Origin of the sequence: Marinomonas phaeophyticola (assembly GCF_026966905.1) — a bacterium.
GTDB classification, from domain to species: domain Bacteria; phylum Pseudomonadota; class Gammaproteobacteria; order Pseudomonadales; family Marinomonadaceae; genus Marinomonas; species Marinomonas phaeophyticola.
In genome coordinates this window covers 153,212-178,099 of the sequence record NZ_JAPUBN010000006.1, presented here as the reverse complement: position 1 = coordinate 178,099, position 24,888 = coordinate 153,212, and the positions used below count along the sequence as shown (strand labels likewise).

The window sequence follows — 24,888 nt, the reverse complement described above, 5'->3', positions numbered from 1 at the left end:
ATTACACCTCAATACCATCTAATTCTGCTACAGTAAGGATATCTTTATCCCCACGACCAGATAAATTAATAACTACAATTTTGTCTTTATCCATTGTCGCCGCTAGCTTCATGCCATAAGCAATAGCATGACTCGATTCTAAAGCAGGCATGATTCCTTCTAAACGAGTTAAATCTCTAAACCCAGTCATTGCTTCATCATCATTTATTGCTACATATGTCGCTCTACCTACATCCTTAAGCCAGGAATGCTCTGGACCAACTCCAGGATAATCAAGACCAGCCGAGATAGAATGCGTACCTATAATCTGACCATCATCATCAGCCATCACATAGGTTCTATTTCCATGAAGAACTCCTGGTCGACCAGCCGACAAAGGGGCGGCATGACGGCCGGTTTCAAGACCATCTCCTCCAGCCTCAACCCCATACATAGCCACATCAGTATCACTAATAAAAGGATGGAACATGCCGATTGCATTAGAACCACCACCAACGCATGCTACAAGCGCATCAGGAAGTCGTCCTTCTTGTGCTAAACATTGATCCTTTATTTCTCGACCGATAACCGATTGAAAATCTCTAACCAGTTTCGGATACGGGTGTGGGCCAGCGGCGGTGCCAATTATATAAAAAGTATCATCAACATTACTCACCCAATAACGCATAGCCTCATTAAGTGCATCTTTTAGCGTTTTTGTACCCGATTCAACAGGGATAACTTCAGCACCAAGTAATTTCATACGATACACATTTAGAGACTGTCGTTTTACATCTTCAGCCCCCATAAATACCTTACACTTTAACCCAAGTCTTGCCGCAACCGTTGCCGAGGCCACTCCATGCTGACCAGCACCTGTTTCTGCTATTATATTTGGTTTACCCATATGTTTTGCTAACAGAGCTTGACCAATTGTGTTATTGATTTTATGAGCACCAGTATGATTCAAATCCTCTCTTTTGAGATAAATTTTTGCGCCACCTGCTTGTTCAGTTAATCGTTCTGCAAAATACAATGGAGAAGGACGACCAACGTAATGAGCAAGATCTTTATCAAACTCAGACTGAAAGCTTTCTTCTTTTGAAAGCTGTTCATATACTTTTGTTAAGTCATCTAATGCAGACATCAATGTTTCTGATACAAATACGCCGCCAAATTGACCAAAACGGCCATGCTCATCCGGTAAGTCTGTAGAAAATTCTACCTTATCCACGCTTTACTCCTAAAATAAATTCTTTTAATTTTGTTTTATCTTTTATGCCTTTTGACAATTCAACCCCACCACTAACATCAACAGCATAGATATTAGGGATTTTTATAGCTTCAATAACATTCACTGGTGTTAAACCACCCGCAAGAATAATTGGTATGGTCATATCTTTAGGGACAATATTCCAATCGAAGGTTTCGCCTGTACCACCAGGAACCCCCTCTTTATAAGCATCTAGCAATAAAGCAGAAGCAGATGGGTAGCTCACTAGTTGATTAGAAAGACTCTTCGGATCTCTCACCCTAAGCGCCTTTATATAAGGTCGATTAAATTTCAGGCATTCTTGTTCAGACTCATTGCCATGAAATTGTATTGTCCACCTGGAACTCCCTGCAATAACCGCGTCTATCTCTTCAGCAGAAGCATCAACAAAAAGTGCCACCGGCGTAATAAAAGGTGGAATGTGCTTTAAAATCTCATTAGCTACAGAAGGGTCCACATAGCGGGGACTTTTTTTATAAAACACAAAACCTAATGCATCAGCACCAAATGACGCCGCGGAAAGAGCATCATCCAAATTTGTTATTCCACAGATTTTAATTCGTTGTAGCATAATTATTTTCTTTATGTGTTGGCAAAAAATGAGGCCCTAACGGTAAAGAGGGTAAACCGTATTTTTCTGGATACTCAGCATCGACAAAATACAACCCATATGGTGGTGCCGTTACACCAGCAACCGTTCGATCTCTTGCTTGTAATACTTCTTCAGCCCACTTTACAGGCTTGTCTCCGGCACCAATTGCCATCAATACACCAGCAAAGTTTCGAATCATATGATGTAAAAAAGCATTTGCCCTTACATCTAGAACAATGTATGAATTGGCTTCATATACATCAAAATTCATTATTGTTCGTATCGGGCTATGTGCCTGACAACCAACAGCTCGATAAGACGTAAAGTCATGCGTCCCTAAAAAACACTTTGCAGCTTGACTCATGAGAGATGAATCAAGCTCTCTATAGGTCCACGTTACTTCTTTTGCCATGACTGCAGAACGAAATTGATTACTGTAAATAATGTAACGATATCGTCGACTCAACGCACCAAACCTAGCATGAAAATCTTCATCTACCTCGACAGCACTAGCCACACTAATGTCTTCAGGCAAATTAGAATTAACACCATGAATCCAAGCTTTATTTTCTCGGATAGATTTTGTCTCGAAGTGTACTACTTGATAGCAGGCATGAACACCCGAATCTGTTCTACCAGCACATATTACAGATACGGGGTGGTTTGCAATTTTACTTAGCGCTTTTTCTAAACAATCTTGAACCGTTATCACTCTACCTTTTTGTGATTGCCAACCTTTGTAATTTGTACCTTTGTATTCAACAACTAATGCAATTTTTCTATTCACTTGGCGACATCCGCTCCAACATATTCTGGGCTTCGGCTATTTGAGTTTCATTACCTGCCTCAGCCACTTCATCCAAAATCACTCGAGCACCCTCTTCATCACCCATATCCATATAAGCACGCGCCAAGTCTAATTTCGTTGCCACTTCGTCGCCACTTGCGTCAAAAAAGTCAAACTCTTCTTCTTCGTCTGATTCTTCAGCACCTTCTAAGGCTTCATTTTCACCAAACTCAGGAACCTCAAGGTCCTCTTCATCATCGAACTCGCTTGAAATATCCGTTAATGCTTCCTCAAATGCACTTTCGATCGGTGACGCTTCTAATTCATTTTCGACTTCATTTTCGACGTCCGTACTGACACCTTCAAAATCTTCATCCAATCCTGAATCGTCAAGCAAATTAGAAACAAAAGACTCTTCTTCTGAATTATCAACCTCATCGATGCTCTCTTGACTGTCCTCAATAGTAGGAATATCTGATTCAGCCATCATATCTAGCTCACTAAAATCATCCTCTAAATCATCCATTGCTTCATCCAGCAAAGTAGAGTTTTCAACTTCAATCTCATCATCTAGTAAGTCTGAATTATTGTCATCAAAGTCAAACTCATCAACAACCTCTTCAGCATCGGCTAGCTCTAAATCAAGATCATCAAGTTCATCAGGCGTATCAAAGTCAAATGCAAATGGATCTTCCTCTTCTATTTCCTCTTCTACAGGAAGGAATGATTCACTAACAGGAGCAACCTCTTCTTCAATATCATCCGCCAACGCCGTTGTTGAAACAGCTACCGAGCCAGCTACTGCGGCCGTAGTTAATCCAGACGACGATAAATCAAACTCTTTATCTAAAGATTCTAGAGGTTCATGCTTCTCACTGCCTCGTCGTCGCAATAAGAAACCGATTAACACCCCCAGCAACATCATTACTGCGGCTACCGCTGACATAATAATTGGATTTTTAAATATCTGATTTACAATAGAATTTTCTTCAATCATCTCCGCTTCTCTACGAAGTTGATCCGCTTCAAGCAATTGATCTACTGTATTTTTCTGCTCTTGCATAATTTGCTGAGCGCTAATCATTTGTTGTTGTAACTCTGCAAGCTGAGCGTCTTTTAGGTTGATCAGTTCTTCTAATGTAGCCTGCTGATCACTTAACTCTTTTAGCTTTCCTTCTAGCTCACCTTTTTCCCTTTTTTCTTTATCTAATAGTTCTTTACTTTCAGATAGCTTCCCTTCTAAGTTTTTCACAGCCTCTGATACATTTTCATTTGAATTGGAGGAATCTTCAGGCAATAAGCTAGAAGCTGATGCAAGGGAAAGTTTATCTCCACTATTGGCGTTGGCTTTAGTTTGAGAATTAGAATTGGCTTGAGTATTTAATTGTGCTTTATCCAGGTTTTTAGGGACCTTACCTGCACGCTTTAATGCCTCCCATGCAGAGTGCTGCCTTTCAAACTCGGCTTTTGATGCTAATTTATTAAAAACAGCTATTTGTTCTTGAGTGGGTAATCTTAAAATAGCACCTTCTTTCAGCAAATTAATGTTATTCGCATAAAAAGCATCCTCATTAAGTGCTTGTATAGCCATCATTGTCTGATAAATTGTTAAATCATTTGAAGTCTTATTCTTGTCCGCAATCCCCCACAAGGTATTCCCTTTTTGAACTTTTAGATTACCTTGAGTTGGTAAGTTCAGTTGTTCTAGGCTAGAAGGAGTAGCTGAGGGAGAGATATTTGTAGATTGAACAACGCCCTCACCGGATTTTTCAATCAAGGCACTACTATCTAACGGAGTTTGATACTCTCTTACCACTTGCCCGCTAGGCCAACGAGCCGCTAAAACAAAGTGTAATTCATCTGCATTTACAGGCGATGTACTGCGTATATCCACAACTAATTTGCTATCACGATTAATCACTTGAAACTGAAGCTGAGATAAAGCTCGAACAGGGGTAATTCCAGCTAACTGGAATTCACTTTCACTGCCCAGTCTGATCGATACATCTTTAGCGGTTAAATTTGCCGTATCCGTTAAAATCACTTCAGCACGAAATGGCTCGCTACGAGAAGACTTGAGAGATAACTCACCTAATTCAAGCGCAAAAGCAGAAGATCCGAATAGATACCCGGACACAGCTAAACTAATGAGCGTTTTCTTTAGCATAAGTTTCCCTTTCTTTTTATTTACTGAATTAATTTGGCATTAAGTATCTTACACAGCTTCAATTTTATCAATAGCTTTAGAATCAACGGTTTGGCTTTCTTAATGTTAGTACGTATCATTTCAGTAAAAAAAATAAATCCTGAATATTCAACTTTCTTTTTGCTTGTTATTTGTACAAAGAAAAATAACACTAACACCAAACAAAATTAAGGGCACCGAAGTGCCCTTAATTAAGGTAGTTTAGATTACGCTAAACAACAATGACGTGGTTAATTATCACATCATGCCGCCCATACCACCCATTCCGCCCATTCCGCCCATATCAGGCATTGCTGGAGCGTCATCTTTCGGCAAATCGGCAATCATACATTCCGTTGTGATCATAAGACCCGCAACAGATGCCGCCGCTTGAAGTGCTGAACGAGTCACTTTAGCTGGATCAAGAATACCCATTTCAATCATGTCGCCATATTCACCAGTAGCCGCATTGTAACCGAAGTTACCTTCACCCTGCTTAACCTTATCAACCACTACTGAGGCTTCATCACCAGCGTTAGTTACGATTTGGCGCATTGGGGATTCCATTGCACGCAGTGCCAATGTGATACCAACATTTTGGTCTTCATTATCACCAAGAAGTTCTGACAAGCAAGAAAGTGCACGTACAAGGGCAACACCACCACCTGCAACAACACCTTCCTCAACAGCAGCACGAGTAGCATGTAAAGCATCATCAACACGTGCTTTCTTCTCTTTCATTGCTACTTCACTAGCGGCACCAATCTTAATAACGGCAACACCACCAGCTAATTTAGCAACTCGCTCTTGAAGCTTCTCTTTATCATAGTCAGAAGTAGAGTTCGCCATTTCTGCACGAATTTGATCAACACGACTAGAGATATCGCTAGCTTGACCAGCACCATCAACAATCGTTGTATTTTCTTTCGTTAGAGTAACGCGTTTTGCTGTACCAAGATGATCAAGCGTTGCTGTATCTAAAGCAAGACCCACTTCCTCAGAAATAACAGTAGCACCAGTAAGAATAGCAATATCTTGAAGCATTGCTTTACGACGATCACCAAAACCAGGCGCTTTTGTTGCAGCAACTTTCACAATACCACGCATGCTATTTACAACTAGAGTGGCAAGTGCTTCACCTTCAACGTCTTCTGCAATAATAAGTAATGGACGCGAAGCTTTAGCAACACCTTCCAATACTGGTAGAAGATCACGAATACTAGAAATTTTCTTATCAACTAGCAGAATAAATGGGCTTTCAAGTTCCGCACTCATGTTCTCTTGATTATTAATGAAGTAAGGAGAAAGGTAGCCACGATCAAACTGCATACCCTCAACAACATCTAGCTCATCATCAAAGCCAGAACCTTCTTCAACAGTAATGACACCCTCTTTACCAACACGCTCCATTGCTTCAGCAATGATCTTACCAACTGATGAGTCAGAGTTAGCGGAAATGGTACCAACTTGCTCAACCGCTTTAGAATCTTTGCATGGAGTAGAAAGTTTAGCAATTTCAGCAACAACAGCCTGAGTCGCTTTATCAATACCGCGTTTTAGATCCATTGGGTTACGACCCGCTGCAACTGCTTTCAAGCCTTCAGTAATGATAGACTGAGCCAATACCGTTGCCGTAGTTGTACCATCACCAGCAACATCATTTGCTTGAGATGCTACTTCTTTAACCATTTGTGCGCCCATGTTTTCGAATTTATTCTCTAATTCGATTTCTTTAGCAACGGTCACACCATCTTTAGTTACAATAGGAGCGCCGAATGATTTTTCGATAACAACATTGCGACCTTTTGGACCTAATGTCACTTTAACTGCATCAGCTAATACATTTACACCACGTAACATTTGTTGGCGAGCGCCATCACCGAATTTTACTTCTTTAGCAGACATATTTTATATTCCTAACTGTATGTTTGATTCTAAAAATGATTATTTGAAAAAAATTACGCTTCTAAAATTCCGTAAATTTCATCTTCTTTCATCATTAAAAATTCTTCACCATTTAACTTAACTGTTTGACCTGCATACTGACCAAACAAAACAGTGTCACCAACCTTTACAGCTAATGGAGCGACATCCCCATTAGATTGAATACGGCCAGTGCCTACAGCCAAAACTTCACCCTGATTAGGTTTTTCAGTAGCGGAGCCAGGCAAAACGATACCAGAAGCTGTTGTAGTTTCTTCTTCTTTACGTCGAACAACGACGCGATCGTGCAAAGGACGAATATTCATTGATCTATATCTCCAAAAATAAATTAATCAATACCAGGAACCCCCTGGCTGGATTATGCCTACTTTCTAAGTAGGATACGTTACTGGTTTTGAATATGAGGCTGTAAAAATCCTTTTCAACCCCTTATCTAATTAATTTTTATCAATTTGGTCTTTATTTTCCTTAATATATTCACCTTCTATAATCTCACCCGTATTCTCATAAAATCGAGAAGCCCCATGAGGGGTTTTTTTCATCTTACTGACGATGAGTTTCATAAATACCCCAAAGAACAAACCTTTTCGTATTGGTGGAATTAACAACAAAATACCAATAGCGTCCGTAACAAAGCCTGGAATCAACAGAAATACACCCGCAATGGCTAAAAGCAAGCCATCAACCATTTCTTGAGCAGGCAATATGTTCGCCCTTAATTTCTCTTGCGCTTTTAACAAGGTTTTTCCACCTTGCTTCTTAATGATGAGTAAACCAAAAATAGCTGTGGAAAAAATCAATAGAATAGATGCTAAACCACCAATTTGTCCTCCAACCTCAATCAGTACTAAAATTTCAATAACCGGAATCAACAATACAAACAGGAGAGCTTTACGCATATAATTGCCATACCTTATAAATATTTAACAAACCACACCACCGACATGACAACATCGATAATGGAAGAATTTCAATTAAGAATATACAGCATTCTCGGGATGCTACCCACAGGAGAAACGATTTCTTACGGGGAACTTGCACAACAGGCAGGATATAAAGGCTACGCTAGACAGGTTGGTCAACTATTAAAACACCTTCCCAAAGACTCATCATTGCCATGGTTTCGGGTCATTAATAGCAAACAAGAAATCAGTTTTCCAATTGATTCTGATGCTTATTTGAGGCAAAAAAACCACCTCGAAAACGAAGGCTGGCGAGTCATTGGCAAAAAAGTAAAACCATCATAACTCAAACCAGCACAAACAAACTTACATTCTAACCAAGTAACTAAAACTAAATAACTAATCGCGAAAATTCGTAAATTGCACTGGAATATCGAGATCTGCAGCCCGCAATATAGCCATCACTTCTTGCAAATCATCACGTTTTTTGCCGGTAATACGTAATTGATCCCCTTGAACTTGAGCCTGTACCTTTGCTTTACTGTCTTTAATTATTTTTACGATTTTTTTTGCCTCAGCCTGCTCAATTCCTTCTTTGACTGTGATAGCTTGAGTAGACCTTAGGTTGGCCGCAACGACTTTTCCACGCTCTAAAGACTTTAGATCAATCCCTCGCTTTACCATTTTTTGAAACAAAATATCAATCATTTGCTTCAAATGTTGCTCAGCTTGAGCTTCCATCATAATACTTTCTTTTTCTTTAATTTCGTAACTCGCATTAACCCCTTTAAAGTCATAACGTGTAACAATCTCACGACTTGCTTGATCAACCGCATTTGTTACTTCGTGCCAATCTAATTCAGACACAACGTCAAATGAAGGCATACTTATCTCCTAATTCGCTTTTCAAAAAAATTTTGGTAATAATACCAGCAATTCTACTCAATCAACATTATTTAGTAAAAAATGACATTCCAGACAGACTCTACAACTTGGCTTATTATTGGCGCTGGCGCTATCGGACTACTGTGGGCTTGTAAACTGCAGCTAGCTGGTCACAAGGTGATCTTAATAAATAGACATAAAGTAGGTAAACACACAATCGATCTAATTGATGGAACGAAGATCACCACACTGGAAATACAACATTCAACCCCATACGAGCTTGCTAGCAATCCAGGAAATAGACAATTCAACCAAGTCCTAATATGTACCAAAGCATTCGATCAACTTGCCGCATACGATCAAATAAAGCAACAACTGTCGAACGATGCATTTGTCATTTCATTATGCAATGGCATAGGCGTACAGGCCACAATTCAAACATCCCTAATCAAAAAACATGTACTCGTAGTAGGAACAACCTCCGAGGGCGCGTTAAAGCACAGCCACTCGAAAGTTGAAAAAACCGGAGAAGGCACCAGTGCCTTTGGCTTTTTTGAAGAAAAATACAATCAAAGCCACACCCTCCCACTTGCACTCCAATCATTTTTAGAAAAAAACATCATGGCGAAGGTGCTCATCAAAGCCATCATCAATGCCGTTATCAACCCCTTAACCGCTATAAATCAAGTAACAAACGGCACACTTCTTATGAAACCCCTTAACGAACAAGCATTATTAGCTATTGAAGAGTTGTTCAATCTGCTAAAGCGCCCAGGTTTCATACAAAACAACCCATCGATTAAGTATTTAACAATAACCCAAGAGTCGCTCACTGAGATCGTATTTGATGTAGCGAAGAAAACAGCTAAAAACAAATCGTCCATGCTTGAGGATGTACGCCATCAAAGACAAACCGAAATTGACTTTATATCGGGGTTCTTTATCAATGAAGCAAAAAAAATCAATGTTGAGCTACCTATTCAAAACACTTTTTTTGAACAAGTAACTCACATATAACGAATCCTTCCGCATACTATTATTTAATATTAAGTTCGGCTCAATGCTTCCTTACAAAATACACAGCCAATACTATTTTGTACGAGTCACTTTCCCTGGAGATAAAGAAATTTTCTTTTCTTTATACAAGGCGCCAATGGCTTTTTTAAAGGTCGCTTTACTTACTTTAAAAACCGCATAAATGGTTTCTGGACTACTTTTATCCGTAATCGACATTTCTCCACCTTGAGCGTCAAGGTAGTCTAAAATATCATCCAGAATACCCTTTACTTTTTTATAGCCAACTTCTTGTAAACTAATGTCGATTTTACCATCATCTCGGACACGCTTAATAAAGGCTGAAACTTCTTCACCCTTCTTCAACTGCCTGAAAGCGTCTTGGAAAAATAGCACCCCCAAAAACAATCATCAATTATACACTTAAAACCAATATCCGTTTTATCGCCAATAATGGCTTTCACTTTATCACCCGTTCGATAAGGTATTTCTTCGCGATTAAGCAAAGCATCTACTTTTGTCGTGGCAACAATTCGATTGGTATCATGATCTAAATACACAAACAATAGGTGGGTTTCACCTTCTTCTACACGTATTTTTTGTTGACTAAAGGGGACCAACAAATCTTTTGGCAACCCCCAATCAAAAAATGCACCAACATGATTTACCGCAACGGCGGTTAAACCCGCAAACTCCCCTACTTTTACTTTAGGCGTTTCCGTTGTTGCAATTAATTGATCACTTGAATCAAGATAAATAAACACCTCAATATCATCACCAACGCGCTTACCTTTAGGTATGTAACGCTTAGGAAGCAGGATTTCACCCAACTGCTCCCCATCCAAATAAAATCCAAAATCTTTTTCTTTAACGACAACAAGCGTGTTTAGCTGTCCAATACTTACGGCCATGAAATCTCCGGCTAAGGTAATTAATCTTTACTGCGTTATAAGCATATAGAATGCTTAATTTACAAGGCACTCACTATACGTCACTTGGTAAGAAAATGAAGCGTATAAATCATTAAGTTTCTACCTTCATGCATTTGCTGATAATTTTGTCTATAGAATCCGCTCCGGTCTCAATCATTTTCTCAATATTTGCATCAGGAATAGTGCTTGTATCACCGTAAAACTCGATGGCTTTTTCAACACTCTCTTCTCTTAATATATGCAGCATTGGGTAAGGGGAGCGGTTGGTATAATTAGATACATCATCCGGTTCGGCACCTGAAAAACAATAATCGGGATGAAACGTTGCCAGTTGATAAATTCCTTCGCATTCTTGCTCAAACATCAAATCCTCTGCCAAGCTAACAAAATCAAGATATTGAAAGAACCCTTTAAACAAGGTAGGGAAGACCAATAAGGTTGTTTCAGTTTCAACATTGTTATCTAGAAACCCAATTTCAGCCGCCAACTCTTCTAAAGCCACCTCTACTTTTTTTGAGCGAATAACACATACCCTAATGGAGTCTCGCTCAACCTCTCGCCTTGCAAATGGACAAACATTTAAACCAACAATAAACTCTCTAACCCAGCTCATGGTTTGCTGCGTGACTAACTCATCTGATAATGGCATAAATATGCTCTCTTAATAGTTACGCCTATTCTAAAAAACTCAACAAATAAGCTCAAGCTTAACCACGCAAACCATGAAGATATTACTTTAACGGGCTACAAACCCACTCTATAGCATGCTTTTAATGTAAAGCATTTGAAAAAACGTTATTATTCACTAAATTTCATTTTCAATAGAGTCAAAGAGATCTCTATTGAAACGCTTAACTATCATAGAGACCATACATGTCATTTGACGTTTTAGACTTAGACAATAATATTGAACTGGCCATCCAACAGCTTGGCTTCACATCACCTACACCGGTTCAAGAAGAAGCCATCCCTGCTGCACTTAATGGTGATGACATTCTAGCAACCGCACCGACTGGCACGGGAAAAACGTTAGCCTTTATCGCCCCTGCTATTCAACACTTGCTTGACAGAGATGAGCCAGCCACTTATGCCCCTAAGATTTTAGTGTTAGCTCCAAGCAGAGAACTTGCGAGACAAATTTATAACTTCACAGAATCGTTAATAAAAAATACCAACTTCACCTCGCAACTCATCATTGGTGGCACACCCTATGGCATGCAACAACAGCAACTCAGCGAAGATTGCGATATTTTAATTGCAACGCCAGGAAGGCTACTTGAGCTTGATGAAAAGAAGTGGCTAGATTTATCTGATGTCTCGTATTTTGTGATCGATGAAGCTGACAGAATGTTGGATATGGGATTTTCTGACTCAATCCTGAAATTATCAAAACTACTGCCCAAAGAACATCAAACACTGATGTTTTCAGCCACGCTTGAAGGTGAAAAAATTGGCCACCTATCATCTCAATTACTAAAAGCCGATGCGCAACATATTCGCCTAGGGGACTCATCCAGAACCGTTCCAAAACAAATAAAACAAGTTGCCTATCGTGTTGATGATGACGCACACAAGTTACGCTTCCTTGAGCACATACTAGGTGACGAAAATGTCAAACAAGCGGTTTTGTTTGTTTCAAATCGAGATCATGTGGATGTATGGGTTCAAAAAATCCGCAACCTTAATATTATGTGTGATGGGCTCCATGGCGACATGAAACAAAGTGACCGCAGTGAACACCTAAAACAAATGAAACGTGGACGACTAAAAGTATTGGTTGCCACAGACGTTGCTTCTCGAGGAATCGATCTTCCAGAGATAAATACCGTTATCAACCTACGATTACCTCCAAAGGCCGACTCTTATATCCATAGGGCAGGTAGAGCGTCACGGGAAGGCGAGCCAGGAACGTGTATTTCTTTAATTGACATCAACGACCTACCGGTTATTGAAAAAATTCAAAGATACATGCTCGCGCCAATTAAATTCTCTAGAATCACCGGATTGGAAGCAAAACAAAAAGTACGAATTGCCTCTCTCACTAAAGGTAAGAAAAAAGCGAAAGCGGTGCCAAAATCTGTTATAAAAGCAGAACTGAAGCGCAAAGAGAAAGCTAGGAAGAGAGCAAAAGCAAAATCTCGTTCATAACACCATGAATCAAAGCCAAATGGTGGCAATCCATTTTTGCCACCATTCCAAAGGAGAGGTACATGTTAAAGCAGCAATACATCTCAAAATTATTTCTATATGCCAGCCTCATACTTTTCAGTCAAGCTAGCCTTTCTAGAACAGAAATAAACTTTGTTGCCTCACCATTCCCTCCAGTGCAATACGAAGAAAACGCCATAGCAAAAGGTTACGTCTCTCAATTACTAAGAGAAATACATCGAAATCACCCTGAACTTGGTCCTCTACACATCAACTTCATGCCTTGGAAGCGAGCAATGCATGAGGCACTCACACACAAAAACACCCTCTTTTTTTCCATATCAAGAACACCCGATAGAGAAGAAAAATTCCAGTGGATTGCTGAAGTTTCTCCATACGCGCAATTTTTCTACAGTTTAAAAGAAACCAAGACCCCCCCTATAAACAACTTCCAAGATATTGCCGATAATAAGTATTTAATAGGCATCCAAAGCGGATCAAACCTTGAGGCCCTCCTTAAGTACAACCGCACCCCACCTGAGTTGATCACACACACCACAAACTATCAGACATCCATTAAAATGCTTTATGCTGAAAGAATTGACCTAGTCCCATTAACTTATTTTTTAGCGAAAGGCGCTGCCTGCTCTTTAGGCTATGACCACACTTTGCTTAAGAAGAATTTCGAGATCACAGAACTGGCTAGACCACTATGGTTGGTTGCTAACAAAGACACCTCCATCAAATTAGTTAACATTTATAAAAACGAAATCTCACGACTCAAAATAAGCGGCTGGCTTCAGGAGGAGACAAACAATGAAATTACACTTTGGGAGGAAGATATGTGTTCAAAACAAGCTACTGGCAAAACCAGCAGCTCTCACAACTAACACTACTTATTCATAGTGTCAAAAATAATAGTATGGTGCTTGCGCTTCGCTTTAGTCTCTAAATACTGACGATTATGCTTATTAACATGAACAGAAGTAGGGACCAACTCCTTCACCAATATGCCATTGTTAATTAACTGACTGGCCTTATCTGGATTATTCGTAAGCAATCGAATTTCAGTCAAATCAAGCGCTTTAAGCATTTCAGCCGCCACAGAGAAGTCTCGACCATCATCAGGCAGCATAAGCATTTCATTTGCCTGATAGGTATCATAACCTTGATCCTGCAAAGCATAGGCTTCTAATTTAGCATAAAGCCCTATACCTCGCCCTTCCTGCCTTAAATACAATATATAGCCGCCCTGCTCATTAATTAAATCAATGGCCTCATCCAGCTGCTCTCCACAGTCACAACGACCTGAACCAAACACATCACCGGTCAAACATTCTGAGTGAAGCCTTACTAAAGGCACAGGCGCTTTTTCAGGTGATTTACCTTCGCAATATATTGCTATGTGCTCTTTTCCTGAATCATCACCATCAAATGACACAAACTCGGCCATCACTTTACCCGCTCTCATCGGGATAACTACTCGACGCTTAATGGTCAATGCATTCATAAACGAACTATTCTCATAATAAATAAACGATCCCCTAATAATTGAGGCACAACAGGCAAAACTCAAGTGACTCAGGTTTAAATCATTAATATTTGCTTTATTTTTGCTTCAGATGCCCTAAAGGAAGCGATGTTCTATCCATCACCTTTCTTAATAAAAAGCTCGAATGAACTCCAGTAACCCCTTCAATTCGAGTTAATCGACCTAGTAAAAATTCCTGATACTTATCCATGTCTTCCACCACAACTTCAACAAGGTAGTCGGCAGTCTGCCCAGTTACCAGATTTATGGATTTAACTTCTGGATAAGAGGCCATAAGTGACTCAAACACTTCAAACCGATCTGGAGTATGCCTGTCCATGCTAATCTGAATAAACACGGTGAGGGTTAATCCAAGCTTTCTTTGGTTCAGTAAAGTCACACTTCGATCTATTATCCCTGACTCTTCTAATGCCTTCATTCGCCTTAAACAAGGAGAAGGAGATAAGCCGACACGATCCGCTAACTCTTGGTTAGTTAAATTAGAATCTTGCTGTATTTCTGTCAAAATCCGAATATCAATTCTATCTAAATTCATATGAACACCTAAAAATTTCAACAAAAATAGATTGTCAGCCATATAATTGCGCAAATAAAGTGTTTTAACCATAAAAACGCAATTTATTACTCCCTAAAATTATGTATCATTTGTTTATCGAATCATACAACCAATGATACAACATAATAAGTAAGCGCATACCGCACTTTTGAGGACGAGACATGACAGTATTTACCCATACTAAGTACACCCCTTTTCAACCAGTACAGATTACCAACCGTACTTGGCCTGATAAAGAAATTACCCAAGCACCAACTTGGGCGAGCGTTGACCTAAGAGACGGCAACCAAGCACTTGTTGAACCAATGACGGTTGAGCAGAAAAAAGTCATGTTCAAAATGCTACTTGACGTTGGCTTTAAAGAAATTGAAGTCGGCTTTCCAGCGGCATCGCAACTGGATTTTGATTTTGTACGCTGGATCATAGAAGAAACTGAAGTGCCTGACGATGTGTATATTCAAGTATTAACACAGGCCAGACCGGAACTTATTGCACGTACATACGAGTCCTTGAAAGGCGCAAAAAAAGCCATTGTTCACGTTTATAACTCAACATCTAAAACACAACGAGAACAAGTTTTTCGTTTAGACAAGCAAGGCATAATTGATATCGCCGTTAATGGCGCTAAATGCGTTCAAGAACATGCCTTAAAGCATCCGGAAACAGAATGGGTCTTCCAATACTCACCAGAAAGCTTCACAGGCACAGAAACAGATTACGCCGTTGAAGTAGTGAATGCTGTCGCTGATGTATGGAAACCAACTCCTGAGAAAAAGATAATAATCAACTTGCCCGCAACCGTTGAAGTAACAACACCAAATCGCTTTGCAGATCAAATCGAATGGTTCTGTCGCGAAGTAAACAATCGCGAATCCTTGATTATTAGCTTACACACGCACAACGATCGTGGCTGTGGCGTAGCAGCCGCTGAACTTGGTTTAATGGCTGGTGCGGACCGCATTGAAGGCACCATGCTAGGTAACGGTGAGCGCACAGGCAATATGTGTATCGTTACAATGGCAATGAACATGTATAGCCAAGGGGTTGACCCACAACTGCAATTAGGCAATATGGATCGTATCGTCAGCGTTGTTCAATCTTGCACCCAACTTCCTGTTCATCCACGTCATCCTTATGCTGGCGAATTAGTGTTTACAGCATTTTCTGGCTCACACCAAGACGCTATTAAAAAATGCTTGGATAACCAAACTGATGACAAACCTTGGGATGTGGCTTACTTGCCTATTGATCCAAGAGATGTTGGCCGAAGCTATCAAGAAGTTATCCGAGTTAACAGCCAATCAGGTAAAGGTGGCATTGCCTACAGTCTTGAGCAAGAATACGGTTTGTCATTGCCTCGCTGGTTACAAGTGGAATTTAGCCCTATCATCCAAAAATTTGCAGAAGAAGATGGTGGAGTAATAACCACCGAGTCAATGAAGTCCTTATTTGAAAGCACTTACATTACTGGCTCAGCGCCTTATGCCCTAGGCCGTTATGAATTGCAAAAAGATGGTGGCGACAGCATCCGAGCCGACATTACTTCAGTCGATACAACAATCAGTATTTCAGGTGAAGGCAACGGCACGATCTCGGCATTTGCAAACGCCCTCGCCAAGCAATTTGATATCCGCATGGATGTGACTCAATACTCTGAACACGCACTTACTATAGGCAGCGATTCAAACGCCATTGCATACATTCAAATGAACATCAATGGCGACCGTTATAATGGGGTAGCAATTGACGCTGATATCGTTTCCGCTTCAATCCAAGCCATATTGGCAACGGTAAACCAGTTTGTAACTCATAAGAATGAAAGCAACGCCGCTTAACCTCAATACATTCTAGGCACAACGACTCAAAAGCCGCTTCAAAAAAGCGGCTTTTTTTATGAACCACTTACTGAATTTACTGTCTTATCATACAACATCTAAAGGGAATCAGAAAAATGGGCATTGTGACAGACATAGTTATGATTTTAACCCTTCTATTAAGCGTTAAAAATCGCGCACCAATTAAACTCAGTACCTATAGCAAGATCGAAACCCTTCTATTGTATCTAGTACTCGCCATTGCATTTTGGAATATTACTTGGTATGCAAGCCAAAACTTACATCACTTCTGGGGGAAAATGTCACTAGCCTCTGGACTATCAACTATCATAGTAGCACTCTCATTAACCCAGTATTACCAACAGAAGATTAGCAACAATAAGCATGTAAAAGCACTCACACTGATCGCTTTAGCGACTCTGATTGCCTGCATTCTTCAATACAGCATCACCTTAATTCAACTTAATCTAGAATAGTAGCAATAATCCATCAATCCAACTATTCATCACCACAGTGATAATGAATTACTATTGATACAATAAGGTCCGCATTAGCATTTTTAGGTGTAAAGCAATTAATTTAAGCTATTAATCAACAGGGTCGCCACCAAAACCTGCAAAAAGCGAATAAAACAATCTGCAATAGACAGCTCAGAAACACATTGATATCGGCATATTAGTGATTGCGGCAGTTGATCCAATCGAGCACACATATTCAAAACAAATAAGATAAAAACAATAAATAATTTACCATTTTATTTTTTAAAAAGTTATCTATGGATAATATCGAAAATAGATCTACACAAAAGCTCACTCAAAGACCTCCTGACAACCTAGCACCTAAAAAAGCACACTACGATTGATGAAGAATGTTCTAGGTGATAACAGTCATCAAATTTTAGAGCGCTTTCGCACATGACTGTGCCAGCATTCTTTTGGATGGAGAATTTAAAGATAGTTTTGCTAGGGCTGGGCTTACGAAGGTTGCGAAGGTTGCGAAGGTTGCGAAGGTTGCGATTGTACATACCACTATCCTGTAAGTTGTAACTAAATAACAACCTAAAAATAGTCTATGTCAGCTTATGCTTGAATTTACAAAGTAAAAATTAGAGAGGCATCCCCACCAGCCGCACTTCGGCACACAAATCGTCCGCTGTGGCTGCTTCCTTCCGGACCTGACCAGATTAACGAATTATTGTTGCGAAGGGACCAGCAGAGACACCATAAAGGAGATCGCTTGATCTTGGGGCGTATTATACGTAGCTTTTTAATAATTACAACCCACAAAGCTAAGCTTGTTCAATTACTTACATCACTTTCATAAATCATGTTTTTTCACTTTCTGGTTAGATACTGTCTTTGGGCTTTACGGTAAGATACAAATAATGATTTTATTTGGAGCTATTTACTCGTGAAACTATTTGTTAAAAATCTCACGCATGTTGATTTTTCATATTATGACGCGCATCGAGGTTTAATAGGAGAAAGTTGGCATACGGATGTTATTTTAGAAGAAAAATTAAATAACGAAGGCATGGCCTGTGATTTTAGTATAATTAAAAAAATAATTCAGGAATGGCTAGATGCTCATCTTGATCACACCCTCGCCATTCCAACTAACCACCCTCTTGTTTCTCTGACTAAATACGATGAGCGCACACACATAAAATTTAATGGTTTAAATGGCCACAAATTTGATTGCGTAGCACCCCATGAAGCATTTGCATTACTCCCGCTAGATGCTATAACACCCACCACAGTATCTCGTTGGGTGGAGTCTCAAATAGCGGAGCTACTTCCGGCCGAATTCTCCAGCGTGTCTATTCATTTTTATCCTGAAAAAGCGGATGGTGTTCAGTATCATTACACTCATGGTTTAAAAATGCACGATGGTAACTGCCAACGCATCGCCCATGGCCACCGCTCTACAATTGAAATTTATAAAAACGGCATTCGTTCAAGTGAACGAGAAGTTGATTGGGCTTCGCGCTGGAAAGACATTTATTTAGGGACAAAAGAAGATGTGATCGATGTTGAAGAAATGGATGGCCACCGTTTCACCCAATTTTCTTACGTCAGCAACCAGGGTCAATTTGACCTTAGTATTAATGAAAAATTCGTTTACCTAATAGACAGTGACACAACTGTTGAACGAATAGCAGACCATATCGCCAGCGTTCTCGCCGAAGAAAATCCTGGCTGTGAGATAGAAGTTCATGCATTCGAAGGCATAGGTAAAGGCGCTATCGCAAACAAAAAAATGACTGAAAAATAAGGCACACTTAACATGAGCTTAAAGCAATTCGAAAAAATGGAAAAAGGCAGCAAAATTTCTTTAGAAGACATCTTTGCTAACTTAAAAGTAGATGACAACGGCCTGATTGGCGCTATAGCCCAACAACACGATACTGGCGAAGTATTGATGTATGCCTACATGAATGAAAAATCCATTAAGGAAACCTTAGAAACAGGACAAGTTTGTTACTGGTCACGCTCAAGACAAACCTATTGGAGAAAAGGAGAAAGCTCTGGTCATCGCCAGAAATTGGTTTCCATCTCTTTTGATTGCGATGGTGATTGCATCTTATTGAAAGTAGATCAGCATGGGGCTGCTTGCCATACAAACAGAAGAAATTGTTTCTTTTTTGAAATCGAAGCCAACCATGTTGTGATCAATAGCAACCCTCAAAAATAGAACTTATTTCCAATAAATACCTCCTGAATCATAAAAAATAACGTTTAAAGTTAGCAGGTTAAGCGTTATTTTTTACAGCATACTTTTCTGTACAGAAAACAAATGTTAATTCTATTTTCTCTATAGACGTTTGTTTTTACTCAGCTTACACTAATTAACTAACAACATAACCTTGAGGGGTTGACTTAGTAGTCAGTTTATATCTGGCCTATTTATTGCTAGATGATTTTGTCCATCCATAATAATTAGAGAGCAAATATGTCCTATTTATCCGTTCGCTTTAAAATTTTATCGCTCGTTGTGATGTTCTCTATAGCCATAGCGGTATTGAGTATCACATCATCCATCTCCAGTCGTACAATTACCAACGAATTAAATCAAGCTGCGTCCAATAGTTTAGAGTTGGTCAAAAACATTGAACATAGCCGCCAATTGCTATTGAGCCAGTCAGTTGAGTTTGAAAGAGGCTTCTTCCAAGTAAGTTTAGCTAAGAGCATTGAGGGTGCGGGAACCGCTTTGGTCTCTGAATCCCATGAAAAATTCACAACCTATACAGAAGAATTGAAACTAAGCTTTGAGAATATTCGTCAAATTCTTTCCATCATGCCAAAAAACAATGAATTAACCTCGTTACTAGAACACATTGATACTTTTAACCAGCAACAAGACACCTTCTTAACCGCAACAAACGCAACTTATGAGTTATGGGTGAAATTAAATACTTTCAAAGGAGCAAAAAGTCGTCGTACGGCTCAAGCGGTATTAGTAGAAATTTCAGAACAAATGGAACTTATCAATGAAGCCTTGAATGACTATGATAAAAGTATTCTTGCAGGACAAAAATCGAAACAAGATCAAATAGCCATTACCAGTGTAATCATTTCCGCCGCACTCATCATTGCAGGGCTTATTTTCAGCTTAATTACAGTAAACGGAATTTGTGGCCCTTTAAAAAGAGCCGTTGCCCGTGCAGAGAGTATCGCCTCTGGAGAGTTGAGTGAAGGCATTATTGAAACCAACCGTAGAGACGAAATTGGTGCACTAGAAACATCAATGAATAAGCTAGTGATTCAGCTCAGTGAAATTTTATCGGATGTCGTTCAATCCAGTAACCAACTTACGCAAGCAGCACACAGCCTAAATGAAATCACTGCCGACGCTTCTGACATGGTGGATCAGCAACAATCAGAAACGCAGCAGATTAATCGTGCTATTGAGGAGATTCAAGCAACAGCTATGCATGTTTCTTCTTCGACGGCGGATGCAAGTAATGCCGCTCAGGAAGCCGAATTGGCGGCAACTGAAGGTCGTGAGATTGTTATAGGTACAATTAAATCCATTAACAACCTTGCTAAAGGACTATCGGATTCAGCTAACACTATGAATGAGTTGCAAACCAACACCAATCAAATCAGTGAAATTTTAAATGTGATTTTAGGTGTCGCTGAACAAACCAACTTATTAGCACTTAACGCGGCTATAGAAGCCGCTCGTGCTGGCGAGCAAGGTAGAGGCTTTGCGGTTGTTGCAGATGAAGTGCGCCAACTTGCCCAAAACACACAAAATGCAACGCAACAAATAGAAAAAATGATCGTTCAATTACAAACAGGAACGTCATTGGCCGTACAAGCAATGGATTCCAGTCATCAGAAATCCATTGATGTGGTTGAACAAGTACAACACGAAGAGCAATCTTTAGACAATATCAATGTATCTGTTTCAAAAATACGCAGCATGAATGATCAAATTTCAGCTACGGCAGAAGAGCAAGCCTGCGTCACCGCTGAAGTAAGCAATAACATTGCGAATATTAGCAAAATTGCGGATAAAACAACGAAGTCCATCCACTCCATCAGTGACTCATCTGCCGAGCTGGATAAGTTAGCCGAACAATTATCCGTTAAAATAAGTTACTTCAAAATTTAACGGTCACCAGTCCAATTGCATCAAGTTGGTGCAATTGGACACCTAATAAATAGTTAATGCACTGTTACTCTTAGGTTGCTAAGCCCATTCTTTTATTGGTAATAAATGAATGCCTTACCTAATGCAGTCATTCATTTTTAAAGGAACACCTTAATGTGTCGTTGGATGGCCTATCAGGGCAAACCCGTTTACATAGAAACACTTTTGTTTGAACCTGAACACTCTCTGGTTCATCAAAGTTTGAGCGCAAGAAAATCTGAAGTAACGGTAAACGCGGATGGTTTTGGCATCGGCTGGTATGATGAAAGAGAAGAGCCAGGCTTATATCATGAAGTAATGCCTGCATGGAGCGATTGCAACTTAAAAAGCCTCGCTGGGCATATTCGTAGTAACCTTTTTTTGCGCATGTGCGCGCATCAACAGGTACAGCAACCAATCGCTCTAATTGCCACCCGTTTGGTTATAAGAACTGGTTATTTATGCATAATGGTCAAATCGGTGGTTATGAAAAACTTCGCTGGCACCTAGATAGACTGATACCCGAACACCTATACTCCTATCGCCGCGGTGCAACCGACTCAGAAGTTATTTTTTTGCTTATGATCGCTAACGGTTTAGAAGAAGACATAAACAAAGCGCTGACAATGACGATCAAGCAGATCGAAAAAATCATGCAAGATAAAAATATAGACGAACCACTGAGATTTGCTTCAGCCCTTTCAAACGGAGAGAGTGTAACGGTAATACGATACGCCAGTGATGAGCATGCTCCTACCGTATATTGTAAACAGTTTGAAGATTATCTTGTTGTGGGGTCAGAACCGTTAGAGCTGTCGGGAGATGGCTGGAACCTTATTCCTCAAGGTCATATTGCAACCTTGAATTCCAGCACGCCATTTGAAAGCCAAGCTTTATTTGAAAACACGCCTATTTAATGTCATTCGGTTGCATTCTAAGTCATAAAAAACGTAGAGAATAGAATGCAACGCTTAATAAATAAAACTTAAAGAGACTCTTTTTCCCGATAAGCATAAGTCGCATCAAAACGGGATTGAATCCAATCACCACTTAAGATTGGCGCATATTTAGCAGGCTTCTCTTTTGACTGACATGACTCAACACACTTCACATTGGTCTCGTAATCTGGCTCCACAAAAAATGGAAAAGAATACCGATGAACCTCTTTTAAAGGAGCAATTACCCTATGCGCAGTAGAAACATATTCATCGTTTGTCCAGCGCTGCATCAAATCACCTATATTCACAACTAAAGAGCCCTTAATTGGAATTGCATCAGTCCACTCTCCTTGACGGTTTTTAACCTGTAAACCACCAACATCATCTTGTAGTAACAAAGTAATACAGCCGTAATCTGTATGGGCGCCAGCCCCATTAGTGTGACTCTCTTCTGGCCTAGGAGGATAATGAATCATGCGTAAGACAGTTACGTGATTTTTAAAACACTGTGTGAAAAAGTTGGATTCTAACGCTAAAGCTTCGGCCATCGCTTTTAGAACGACCTGTGACACATCAAAAGCCGCCACATAATATTCCTGTAACGCTTCAACGATGCTGGCTTTAGATGGATATTGATTCGGACCATACATAGTTGGATACTTTTGAGCTAATGCATGATCCAAAGGGAAGTCTAATGCCATATCAAAGGTTTCTTTCCAATCCGCTTGGCTTATTTCATCCAACTGTTCTTCTCCAATTTGACCATAGCCTCGATGATTCAAGCTGTGCTTAATATCAATAGACTCTTTTTCCTCCTGAGGCAGAGTAAAAAAGCGCTCGGCTGCTCTTTGTAGAAGTGACATAACTGAGGTATCAATTGAAGTGTTTGTTAAATAGAAAAAGCCAACCTCACGACAAGCTTGATCCAGTTTCTTAATCTCTGCTGCTCGCAAGTTGGCATCGCTATGTTTTAAGCAGGCAAAATCGATCAGAGGAATGGAATTCATTATTTGTACCTTATTAAAAATTCTGGACTGTGTTACAGACAAATATCATACCGAATTAACTTGTTGCTTCTTTTAACAAGCGTGTATGTTTTGGATTAAATGTTTTAACACCTTCTTGGTCAAAATCAATAATAATCATTTTGCTACCTTGATTATCTTGATTCAATACAACGCCACTACCGAACTTCTCATGTCTAACACGATCTCCAACTTGAAGCTTACGCACCTCTTTAACATTGACTTTCAGTTTTGAGCGGGTTTTAAAAGCCACACTTTCAAGGTAACGCAACGTTTTTTGAGGGTGTTCCATCAATATTTCTTGCTCCTCTCCTAATGCACCCTCACCTTCATTCTTAATGATTCGCTGCGCTACAAAAGGGAACGACTCAAAGACAAAGCGAGATAACTCTGCAGAGGGCGCCCTTTTACTCGACAATTTACCCTCTAATAAGAGTTTGTTTTCTGCTTTTGTTGGCTGATGTAAAAATGTTAAGCACTTTTTAGCTCGAGTAATTCCCACATAAAAGAGCCGTCTTTCCGCTTCAATTTGAGCTTTATCCGCTTCTTTTTCATAATAAGGAAACCGCCCTTCTTGCAGTCCTGTCATAATGACTTTGCCAAACTCAAGCCCTTTTGACTTATGAATCGTCATAAGATGAACTCCATACTTATGATCGTTTTCTGAAGACGGTTTTGCTAAAGACAACAATTGATCAAGAATGTCATCCGCCGTTCCACCAACGCCACGAACATAAGCTATAAAAGCTTCGCAAGTAGCAATTTTCTCTTTTGCTTGAATGTCCTTACTGCTTGTACTTTCAAAATAGCGATAAACACCCAACTTTTCAATGGTATGCTTTAACCCTGCCGCAGGGTCATTGCGATACAAGACCAGACTTCGTAACCAATCAGAACGTTGCAGTAACTTCTTACCTTTCCACCCCTCTTGATGGTCACTTAGCTCTTCAATCAGCTGCGGGATTAAATGGGGTGACATTTGACATTGCTGAAAAAATCGACGCTTATCTTCAGGCGCCAGAGTGAGGCTTGGAACCGTCAATAAATAATCTATATCTTGTTTATTATGAAATCGGTCTGAATGGTTAAAACCATCCGCCATAACCGCTAAATAGGCCAGTAGCATTTTTATCTGACGGTTTTCTAATAAAGGAGAATCACCATGTAAATGATAAGGAACATTTTTATGCATTAATGCTAATTGAATCGGCACCATATCACTGTATAAACGCACCAAAACGGCGACATCATCCAATTGCTCTCCTCGCCCAAGCCAACGCTTTAATTCCATTAAGAGTGCATGACCGGTTTTTTCACTTTGGGAGAAGGAAAATTCTGTTTCTCTATCTGTACCAATCACCAAATTGTCCGCACTATTACGGTCAATTACATTCGACGCCATTAACCCAACTTGATGTCCAAAGCGAAAACTCTGACTTAGAGAATAATTAGACACAGACCCGCCGCTGATACCGTCCTGCTGAAAGTCCTGATCAAACTCTGTTGACATAATATTCGGATTGGCACCACGCCATTCATATATACATTGCTGCACATCGCCCACAATCATCCATTTACTGTTTGCATATAACGCTTTAAGTAAACGATACTGACAAGGATTGATGTCCTGAAACTCATCAATTAACAAGTAATCATAATCAGGTACTAAGCCCTGAACTAACATATTTTGGGCTAATTGATCT

The 24,888-nt window shown here is 39.8% G+C and carries 25 protein-coding genes and 1 other RNA gene; 10 read left to right on the top strand and 16 right to left on the bottom strand.

The window, feature by feature from the left end:
• Position 1: 1 nt before the first annotated feature.
• The 7 genes from trpB to O1D97_RS01515 form a co-directional block, all read right to left on the bottom strand.
• Positions 2-1,213 (bottom strand): tryptophan synthase subunit beta, encoded by a 1,212-nt coding sequence (gene trpB, locus O1D97_RS01545; protein WP_269122186.1) that lies wholly within the window; start codon positions 1,211-1,213, stop codon positions 2-4.
• Positions 1,206-1,823, bottom strand: coding sequence for a phosphoribosylanthranilate isomerase (locus O1D97_RS01540; protein WP_269122185.1), 618 nt, complete (start codon positions 1,821-1,823; stop codon positions 1,206-1,208). The genes trpB and O1D97_RS01540 overlap by 8 nt, the downstream gene beginning before the upstream one ends.
• On the bottom strand, positions 1,807-2,631 hold the full coding sequence (truA, locus tag O1D97_RS01535) for a tRNA pseudouridine(38-40) synthase TruA (RefSeq protein WP_269122183.1): 825 nt from the start codon (positions 2,629-2,631) through the stop codon (positions 1,807-1,809). The genes O1D97_RS01540 and truA overlap by 17 nt, the downstream gene beginning before the upstream one ends.
• Complete coding sequence (locus O1D97_RS01530) at positions 2,624-4,798, bottom strand: FimV/HubP family polar landmark protein (RefSeq protein ID WP_269122181.1); 2,175 nt, start codon at positions 4,796-4,798, stop codon at positions 2,624-2,626. The genes truA and O1D97_RS01530 overlap by 8 nt, the downstream gene beginning before the upstream one ends.
• Before the next feature lie 276 nt (positions 4,799-5,074).
• On the bottom strand, positions 5,075-6,721 hold the full coding sequence (gene groL, locus O1D97_RS01525; protein ID WP_269122179.1) for a chaperonin GroEL: 1,647 nt from the start codon (positions 6,719-6,721) through the stop codon (positions 5,075-5,077).
• Positions 6,722-6,774: 53 nt separating this feature from the next.
• Positions 6,775-7,065: a co-chaperone GroES gene (locus tag O1D97_RS01520; RefSeq protein ID WP_269122177.1), complete on the bottom strand. Its 291-nt coding sequence runs from the start codon at positions 7,063-7,065 to the stop codon at positions 6,775-6,777.
• A 132-nt stretch (positions 7,066-7,197) separates the two neighbouring features.
• Positions 7,198-7,659 (bottom strand): FxsA family protein, encoded by a 462-nt coding sequence (locus tag O1D97_RS01515; protein WP_269122175.1) that lies wholly within the window; start codon positions 7,657-7,659, stop codon positions 7,198-7,200.
• Positions 7,660-7,719: 60 nt separating this feature from the next.
• On the opposite strand from O1D97_RS01515, the gene O1D97_RS01510 reads away from it, so the two are divergent.
• Positions 7,720-8,007 carry an MGMT family protein gene (locus tag O1D97_RS01510; RefSeq protein WP_269122173.1) on the top strand — a complete coding sequence of 96 codons (288 nt, stop codon included), beginning with the start codon at positions 7,720-7,722 and terminating at the stop codon, positions 8,005-8,007.
• A 54-nt stretch (positions 8,008-8,061) separates the two neighbouring features.
• Here O1D97_RS01510 and O1D97_RS01505 read toward each other — a convergent pair whose 3' ends face one another.
• A complete protein-coding gene (locus tag O1D97_RS01505) occupies positions 8,062-8,547 on the bottom strand; it encodes a YajQ family cyclic di-GMP-binding protein (protein ID WP_269122172.1) in 486 nt (161 codons plus the stop codon).
• 81 nt (positions 8,548-8,628) lie between these two features.
• Between O1D97_RS01505 and O1D97_RS01500 the strand changes: the two genes are divergently transcribed.
• Entirely contained in the window at positions 8,629-9,564 is a 936-nt protein-coding gene (locus O1D97_RS01500; protein WP_269122171.1) for a ketopantoate reductase family protein, read from the top strand.
• 72 nt (positions 9,565-9,636) lie between these two features.
• Here the strand turns inward: O1D97_RS01500 and O1D97_RS01495 are convergent, their stop codons facing one another.
• From O1D97_RS01495 to O1D97_RS01485, 3 genes are all read right to left on the bottom strand, one after another.
• Positions 9,637-9,927, bottom strand: a complete 291-nt coding sequence (locus tag O1D97_RS01495; protein ID WP_269122170.1) for a S1 RNA-binding domain-containing protein — start codon at positions 9,925-9,927, stop codon at positions 9,637-9,639.
• Positions 9,924-10,472: a S1-like domain-containing RNA-binding protein gene (locus tag O1D97_RS01490; protein ID WP_269122169.1), complete on the bottom strand. Its 549-nt coding sequence runs from the start codon at positions 10,470-10,472 to the stop codon at positions 9,924-9,926. The genes O1D97_RS01495 and O1D97_RS01490 overlap by 4 nt, the downstream gene beginning before the upstream one ends.
• A gap of 112 nt (positions 10,473-10,584) precedes the next feature.
• A complete protein-coding gene (locus O1D97_RS01485; RefSeq protein ID WP_269122167.1) occupies positions 10,585-11,142 on the bottom strand; it encodes a DUF1415 domain-containing protein in 558 nt (185 codons plus the stop codon).
• 224 nt (positions 11,143-11,366) lie between these two features.
• Between O1D97_RS01485 and O1D97_RS01480 the strand changes: the two genes are divergently transcribed.
• Together O1D97_RS01480 and O1D97_RS01475 are read left to right on the top strand one after the other, a co-directional pair.
• Complete coding sequence (locus O1D97_RS01480; protein ID WP_269122165.1) at positions 11,367-12,641, top strand: DEAD/DEAH box helicase; 1,275 nt, start codon at positions 11,367-11,369, stop codon at positions 12,639-12,641.
• A gap of 62 nt (positions 12,642-12,703) precedes the next feature.
• Positions 12,704-13,531 carry a substrate-binding periplasmic protein gene (locus tag O1D97_RS01475; RefSeq protein ID WP_269122163.1) on the top strand — a complete coding sequence of 276 codons (828 nt, stop codon included), beginning with the start codon at positions 12,704-12,706 and terminating at the stop codon, positions 13,529-13,531.
• Positions 13,532-13,533: 2 nt separating this feature from the next.
• Here O1D97_RS01475 and O1D97_RS01470 read toward each other — a convergent pair whose 3' ends face one another.
• Together O1D97_RS01470 and O1D97_RS01465 are read right to left on the bottom strand one after the other, a co-directional pair.
• The gene (locus O1D97_RS01470; protein WP_269122161.1) at positions 13,534-14,151 is read right to left on the bottom strand and encodes a GTP cyclohydrolase II; all 618 of its coding nucleotides are present in this window, start codon (positions 14,149-14,151) and stop codon (positions 13,534-13,536) included.
• A gap of 97 nt (positions 14,152-14,248) precedes the next feature.
• On the bottom strand, positions 14,249-14,728 hold the full coding sequence (locus tag O1D97_RS01465) for an Lrp/AsnC family transcriptional regulator (RefSeq protein WP_269122159.1): 480 nt from the start codon (positions 14,726-14,728) through the stop codon (positions 14,249-14,251).
• Positions 14,729-14,910: 182 nt separating this feature from the next.
• Between O1D97_RS01465 and leuA the strand changes: the two genes are divergently transcribed.
• Entirely contained in the window at positions 14,911-16,584 is a 1,674-nt protein-coding gene (gene leuA, locus O1D97_RS01460) for a 2-isopropylmalate synthase (protein ID WP_269122157.1), read from the top strand.
• 116 nt (positions 16,585-16,700) lie between these two features.
• Positions 16,701-17,060 (top strand): hypothetical protein, encoded by a 360-nt coding sequence (locus O1D97_RS01455; RefSeq protein WP_269122155.1) that lies wholly within the window; start codon positions 16,701-16,703, stop codon positions 17,058-17,060.
• Between the two features lie 641 nt (positions 17,061-17,701).
• Here the strand turns inward: O1D97_RS01455 and ffs are convergent.
• Positions 17,702-17,798: signal recognition particle sRNA small type (ffs, locus tag O1D97_RS01450), an RNA gene on the bottom strand.
• Between the two features lie 196 nt (positions 17,799-17,994).
• Here ffs and O1D97_RS01445 point away from each other — a divergent pair.
• From O1D97_RS01445 to O1D97_RS01430, 4 genes are all read left to right on the top strand, one after another.
• A complete protein-coding gene (locus O1D97_RS01445) occupies positions 17,995-18,858 on the top strand; it encodes a 6-carboxytetrahydropterin synthase (RefSeq protein WP_269122152.1) in 864 nt (287 codons plus the stop codon).
• 12 nt (positions 18,859-18,870) lie between these two features.
• Positions 18,871-19,278: a phosphoribosyl-AMP cyclohydrolase gene (hisI, locus tag O1D97_RS01440; protein WP_269122150.1), complete on the top strand. Its 408-nt coding sequence runs from the start codon at positions 18,871-18,873 to the stop codon at positions 19,276-19,278.
• A 258-nt stretch (positions 19,279-19,536) separates the two neighbouring features.
• The gene (locus tag O1D97_RS01435) at positions 19,537-21,204 is read left to right on the top strand and encodes a methyl-accepting chemotaxis protein (protein ID WP_269122148.1); all 1,668 of its coding nucleotides are present in this window, start codon (positions 19,537-19,539) and stop codon (positions 21,202-21,204) included.
• Positions 21,205-21,611: 407 nt separating this feature from the next.
• A complete protein-coding gene (locus O1D97_RS01430; protein WP_269122146.1) occupies positions 21,612-22,139 on the top strand; it encodes a class II glutamine amidotransferase in 528 nt (175 codons plus the stop codon).
• Positions 22,140-22,207: 68 nt separating this feature from the next.
• Here O1D97_RS01430 and O1D97_RS01425 read toward each other — a convergent pair whose 3' ends face one another.
• Positions 22,208-23,167, bottom strand: coding sequence for an isopenicillin N synthase family dioxygenase (locus O1D97_RS01425; RefSeq protein WP_269122144.1), 960 nt, complete (start codon positions 23,165-23,167; stop codon positions 22,208-22,210).
• 55 nt (positions 23,168-23,222) lie between these two features.
• The gene (locus tag O1D97_RS01420; protein ID WP_269122142.1) at positions 23,223-24,869 is read right to left on the bottom strand and encodes a 3'-5' exonuclease; all 1,647 of its coding nucleotides are present in this window, start codon (positions 24,867-24,869) and stop codon (positions 23,223-23,225) included.
• Between the last annotated feature and the right edge of the window lie 19 nt (positions 24,870-24,888).